This is a genomic window from Pseudomonas sp. TE3911, from assembly GCF_054062775.1.
In genome coordinates, this window is record NZ_JBSSFP010000001.1 from 2,783,852 (window position 1) to 2,788,276 (window position 4,425).

General features: G+C 60.1%; 3 protein-coding genes. 1 reads left to right on the forward strand and 2 read right to left on the reverse strand.

Annotated features, from left to right (window positions below):
- Positions 1-51: 51 nt before the first annotated feature.
- On the forward strand, positions 52-720 hold the full coding sequence (locus ACVWXD_RS12700) for a response regulator transcription factor (protein WP_177326421.1): 669 nt from the start codon (positions 52-54) through the stop codon (positions 718-720).
- Positions 721-837: 117 nt separating this feature from the next.
- Here ACVWXD_RS12700 and ACVWXD_RS12705 read toward each other — a convergent pair whose 3' ends face one another.
- Together ACVWXD_RS12705 and macA are read right to left on the reverse strand one after the other, a co-directional pair.
- Positions 838-2,796 (reverse strand): MacB family efflux pump subunit, encoded by a 1,959-nt coding sequence (locus ACVWXD_RS12705; protein ID WP_032885760.1) that lies wholly within the window; start codon positions 2,794-2,796, stop codon positions 838-840.
- 3 nt (positions 2,797-2,799) lie between these two features.
- Positions 2,800-3,951 carry a macrolide transporter subunit MacA gene (gene macA / locus ACVWXD_RS12710; RefSeq protein WP_122681425.1) on the reverse strand — a complete coding sequence of 384 codons (1,152 nt, stop codon included), beginning with the start codon at positions 3,949-3,951 and terminating at the stop codon, positions 2,800-2,802.
- Positions 3,952-4,425 lie beyond the last annotated feature (474 nt).

The following is a 4,425-nucleotide window of genomic DNA, read 5'->3' on the forward strand; positions in this document are numbered from 1 at the left end:
CGCCAGGCTGTACTAGCATACGTCCTGCACTCGACATTCATGGACGAACTGATGAACTCAAACCTGTTCCCACATATAGGCAAGGTCATCGCCAGCACCGGCAGTCGCCATTTCCCACGCATGCTGCATGACCTGATTCTCACCCAACTGGCAGTGGACGCCACCCATATCACCCAAATGCGCGTGAGCCCCGAAGGGCACACCCGCCGCAAGATCAGCCCGGTCTACACCGATTCGGTGGCGGCCCTGGGCGAAGCACAACCCGCCGCACAACTGCACCTCACACGCCGCAAAGACGACGTGCGCTACGTGCTGTCGGTGTACCGCTCGCACCAGTCCGAAAGCTTTTCGCCTCAGGAGCGCAGCATGCTGCAGGACTTCTCCACCCTGCTGCTGCCGATGGTGGAAAAACACATCGCCGCGATCCAGCCCTGCCGCCAGGACAGCGATCCGAGGGAGCCGCAAAACCAGGGCATCGACACCCTGCGCCGACGCATTGAAGAACGCCTGGTGCAATCGGGTCTGACCCTGTCCAACCGCGAGCTGGAAGTGTGTGTGGGCCTGCTGGCCGGGCGGACGGCGCCGGAGTTGGCGGAGCAACTGGCATTGAAGGTCAACACGATTGAAAGCTACCTCAAGCGGGCGGCGATCAAACTGGGGATCAGCGGACGGCATTCGTTGTTGCGCTGGATGTATTCCACGGACGACATCACCAGTTAAACCGGTGGGAGGGGGCTTGCCCCCGATAGCGGTGTGTCAGCCATAGATGCATCAACTGACAGTCCCTCATCGGGGGCAAGCCCCCTCCCACACTTGATCTTCACCGGCCAACAGAAATCAGTCCCTGGCCAATGCCTCAATCGGGTCCAGCCGCGCCGCGTTCCGCGCTGGCACAAAGCCGAACACAATGCCGATCAGCGTCGAACAGGCGAAGGCTGTGACGATTGAGCCGACCGAAAACACCATTTCCCATTCCTTCACAAACAGCGAAAACAGAAACCCCAGCGCGTAGGACAGCGAGATACCAATCAAGCCGCCGATCAGGCACACCATCACCGCTTCCACTAAAAACTGCTGACGAATGTCCGACTGCCGCGCGCCCACTGCCATGCGAATACCGATCTCACGAGTACGCTCGGTGACCGACACCAGCATGATATTCATCACGCCAATCCCCCCCACCAGCAATGAAATCACTGCGATCAACGACAACAGCAGTGCCAGGGAGCGGCTGGTTTTTTGCACCGTCTGCATGATGCTGTCGAGGTTATTGGTGAAAAAATCCTTGGTGCCGTGGCGTTGCAGCATGAGCTTGTTGACGTTGTCTTCCACCACCTTGCTCGGCTGGCCGTCCTTGATGCGCACGGTGATGCTGTCCAAGTGGCGCTGGCCTAAAAGACGCCCCGCCGCTGTTTCGTAAGGCACCCACACGTTGAGCGCCTTGCTGGCGGCGAACATGTTTTTGTTGTCGGCCGTCACGCCAATCACTGTGCACGGCAGGTTGCCCACCAGGATCACCTGGCCCAACGGGTCCACGTTCGGCCCGAACAGACGGTGCCGGGTGTTGTGGTCGATCACCACCACCTGGGCCTGGCGCCGTGCATCGCTTTCGCTGAAGGCAATACCGGCTTCAAGCTTCAGCCCCTTGACCTTGAAGTAGCGGTCGCTGACGCCATTGACTTGGGCATCCAGATCAATATTGCCGTAGCGCAGCAACAGGCTGCGGCCCACCACCGGCGTGGCACTGTCCACGTAGTACAACTGGTTCAACGCGTCCACATCCGACGGCATCAGGGTTTCGATGGCCGAGGCGCGGCTGTCGCCGAAACTGGTGCCGGAAAAGATATCGATGGTGTTGCTGCCAATCGCCTGGATGTCCTTGAGCACATAGCGCTTGGCGCCTTCGCCGATGGCCGAGATCGACACCACCGAGGTGATGCCGATGACAATGCCGAGCATGGTCAGCAAGGTGCGCATGCGATGGGACACCAGCGCGACCCAGGCCATGTTGAACGCTTCCTTGAACAACCCAAGGCTCGCCACCAACCGCCGTGCGCCGCTGCGCCGGGGCTCTATCGGCGCCTCGGCAGGCGCGTCCAATCCACTGCGGGTGTTGGCCTTGTCACTGATGATCTCGCCGTCGCAGACCTCGACAATACGCTGGGCATTCGCCGCCACCTTGGGATCGTGCGTGACGATAATCACCGTGTGCCCGGCCGCGTGCAGCTCGGCGAGGATACGCATCACCTCCTTGCCGCTGTGGGTGTCGAGGGCGCCGGTGGGTTCGTCGGCGAGGATCACTTCACCTCCATTCATCAAGGCTCGGGCGATACTCACCCGTTGCTGCTGCCCGCCCGACAACTGGCTGGGACGGTGGGTGGTGTGGCTGGCCAGCCCCAGGCGTTCGAGCAACTCCCGTGCGCGACTGTGGCGTTGAGTCTGTGGGGTGCCCGCGTAAATCGCCGGCATTTCCACGTTGTGCAAAGCACTGAGGTGCGCCAGCAAGTGGTAGCGCTGGAAGATGAACCCGAAATAATCGCGGCGCAGTTCCGCCAGTTGTTCATCACCCAACGAGCGGGTTTCGATGCCATTGATCTTGTAACTGCCGGCAGTGGCGTAATCCAGGCCGCCAAGGATATTCATTAAGGTGGATTTACCGGAACCGGACGCGCCGATAATCGCGATCATTTCCCCGGCCTGAATCGTCAGGTCGATACCCTTGAGCGCAATGAATTCACGCTCGCCGGCCATGAAACTGCGGGTGATGCCCTTGAGTTCCAACAGTGGCTGGCTCATCCGTCAGTTCCCCGCCACAGCAGGCGACGCATCACCGATCACCACTTTATCGCCCTCGGCCAAGCCCTCCAGGATCTGCACCTTGACGTTGTTGTTGATGCCGGTTTTTACATCACGGGACACCGCCTTGCCCTTGGCATCCAGCACCCGCAGCGCGTAACTGCCGTCCTTATTGCGCGCCCCGAGCGCCGCCACCGGCACCATCAACGCGGCCTGGGCGGTGTCGAGGACGATACGCACCTGGGCGGTCATGGCGATGCGCAGGCGATGGTCGGGGTTGGGCACATCGAACAACGCGTTGTAGAACACCGCCGTGTTCTGCTTGGGCGTGCCGGCGGTCTGGGTTTCAAGGAAGTTCTGCGGCGCCGGCTCGGTGCCGCGCAGCTTGGCGTAGTAGCGTTTGTCGGCTTCACCGAGGATGGTGAAATACACCTGCTGGCCGGGGCTGATATGAATCACATCCGCCTCCGACACCTGGGCCTTGACCGTCATGGTGTCCAGGTCCGCCAACTTGAGCAGCACCGGCGCCAGTTGGCTGGCAATCACCGTCTGGCCTTCCTGGGTGACGATGCCCACCACATCGCCGTCGATGGGCGCATTGATACGGGTGTAATCCAGGTTGATCTTGGCGGTGTCGATCTGGATATGTGCGCTTTTGATCTGCGCATCCAGGGCCAACAGATTGGCCTGCTGCACCTGGAAGGTCGATTCGGCATCTTCAAAGTCCTGGCGCGATACCGACTCGTCATCCTGCAAACCTTTGTAGCGTTCATACACCGACTTGGCCTGCTTGAGCTGAGCCGCCGTGGCCCGGCGCTGGGCCTGGAGATTTTCCTCATCCACTTGGGCTTTGCGCAGGGTGTTTTGCAGGATCAACGGGTCGATTTCGGCGAGCCATTGGCCCTTTTTTACCTTGTCGCCCACTTTGACCTTGAGTGACTTTAACTGGCCGGAGACTTGGGCGCCGACGTCGACTTGCTTGATGCCTTCGAGTAGGCCGGTGGCCAGGACGGCGTTTTCGATGTCGCCGCGTTCGGCGGTGGCGGTGAGGTACAGCGGTGCGTCGGCCGGCGCCTGGACGGTGTAGATGATTAGGCTGATGGCTACGGCCAGTACGGTGAATATGCCGATTTTGCGGAATTTAGAGTTTTGCATAGATGACCATAGAAAGTGGTTTGGCCCGGCCTATTGGGTTGGGCTTTTTTTGATTGGGTACATATCCGTTTCTGCAGGAATGGATATGCACACCGAAAGATCGCTATCGGGGGCAAGCCCCCTCCCACCTGTGAAAGCAGTTCGACTCAATAAACCGGTCGGCTCTAAGGCCATCGCGCTCTTGCTTGTGATCCGCGGTCGCCCCGTAAAACCACGCTGGCCGAACGCAGGTTTTGGAGCGGCGGCCCACGTTCCAAAGCCGGAGTGAGGGCACACCGAGCCTAGGCGAGGTGCCGAGTGGTGGGGCGAAGGCCTTTTGGTTACTTTTGGCTGGGCCGGCATTCCGGCCTTTCCAAAAGTGACCCGCTGTAAGAGCGGAACCACAAGCCGCCGTTACCGCAGGAATGGATATGTGCACCGAAAGATCGCTATCGGGGGCAAGCCCCCTCCCACATTTAAAGCGGTATACCCTCT

Bases quoted from the DNA above. Each gene is read 5' to 3' on its own strand.
- ACVWXD_RS12700 (WP_177326421.1), top strand. From the start codon at position 52: ATGAACTCAAACCTGTTCCCACATATAGGCAAGGTCATCGCCAGCACC.
- ACVWXD_RS12705 (WP_032885760.1), bottom strand. From the start codon at position 2,796: ATGAGCCAGCCACTGTTGGAACTCAAGGGCATCACCCGCAGTTTCATG.
- macA (WP_122681425.1), bottom strand. From the start codon at position 3,951: ATGCAAAACTCTAAATTCCGCAAAATCGGCATATTCACCGTACTGGCC.